1 rRNA gene is annotated in these 1465 nt (G+C 52.1%); it reads right to left on the reverse strand.

Annotated elements, in window-relative coordinates:
- Positions 1 to 1397: ribosomal RNA gene (locus tag DID96_RS37670) — 23S ribosomal RNA — on the reverse strand; the annotation flags it as partial.
- Between the last annotated feature and the right edge of the window lie 68 nt (positions 1398 to 1465).

The following is a 1465-nucleotide window of genomic DNA, read 5'->3' on the forward strand; positions in this document are numbered from 1 at the left end:
GGTGCAGGAATATTGACCTGCTTCCCATCAGCTACGCATTTCTGCCTCGCCTTAGGGGCCGACTCACCCTACGCCGATGAACGTTGCGTAGGAAACCTTGGGCTTACGGCGAGGGGGCCTTTCACCCCCTTTATCGCTACTCATGTCAGCATTCGCACTTCCGATACCTCCAGCACGCTTTTCAACGCACCTTCGCAGGCTTACGGAACGCTCTCCTACCATGCGTGTAAACACGCATCCGCAGCTTCGGTATATAGCTTAGCCCCGTTACATCTTCCGCGCAGGACGACTCGATCAGTGAGCTATTACGCTTTCTTTAAAGGGTGGCTGCTTCTAAGCCAACCTCCTGACTGTTTTAGCCTTCCCACTTCGTTTCCCACTTAGCTATATTTGGGGACCTTAGCTGGCGGTCTGGGTTGTTTCCCTCTTGACACCGGACGTTAGCACCCGATGTCTGTCTCCCGTGATTGCACTCTTCGGTATTCGGAGTTTGCTATGGCGGGGTAATCTGCAATAGACCCCCCAACCATGACAGTGCTCTACCCCCGAAGGTGAGACACGAGGCACTACCTAAATAGTTTTCGGAGAGAACCAGCTATTTCCAGGTTTGTTTAGCCTTTCACCCCTATCCACAGCTCATCCCCTAACTTTTCAACGTTAGTGGGTTCGGACCTCCAGTACGTGTTACCGCACCTTCATCCTGGCCATGGATAGATCACCTGGTTTCGGGTCTACGCCCAGCAACTGAACGCCCTATTCGGACTCGCTTTCGCTACGCCTGCCCTATACGGTTAAGCTTGCTACTGAACGTAAGTCGCTGACCCATTATACAAAAGGTACGCCGTCACCCCTTGCGAGGCTCCGACTGTTTGTATGCATGCGGTTTCAGGATCTATTTCACTCCCCTCCCGGGGTTCTTTTCGCCTTTCCCTCACGGTACTGGTTCACTATCGGTCGATCACGAGTATTTAGCCTTGGAGGATGGTCCCCCCATCTTCAGACAGGATTTCACGTGTCCCGCCCTACTTGTCGTACACCTAGTTCTTTCATACTGTTTTCGCCTACAGGGCTATCACCTGCTATGGCCGCACTTTCCAGAGCGTTCGGCTAACAATACAAATAAAGAGTACAAGGCTGATCCCATTTCGCTCGCCACTACTTTGGGAATCTCGGTTGATTTCTTTTCCTGCGGTTACTTAGATGTTTCAGTTCACCGCGTTCGCTTCGCATGGCCTATGTATTCAGCCATGGATACTCCAAAAGGAGTGGGTTTCCCCATTCGGACATCTACGGATCAAAGCTTGTTTGCCAGCTCCCCGTAGCTTTTCGCAGGCTACCGCGTCCTTCATCGCCTGTGATCGCCAAGGCATCCACCACATGCACTTGTTCGCTTGACCCTATAACGAGTCTGTCTCGTTACAGGTTGAGTTCTCGCGTTGTGCCGTATTCCAATTGAGCCGAACAT

It is taken from the genome of Burkholderia sp. Bp8963 (assembly GCF_003854275.1).
Lineage (GTDB): Bacteria > Pseudomonadota > Gammaproteobacteria > Burkholderiales > Burkholderiaceae > Burkholderia.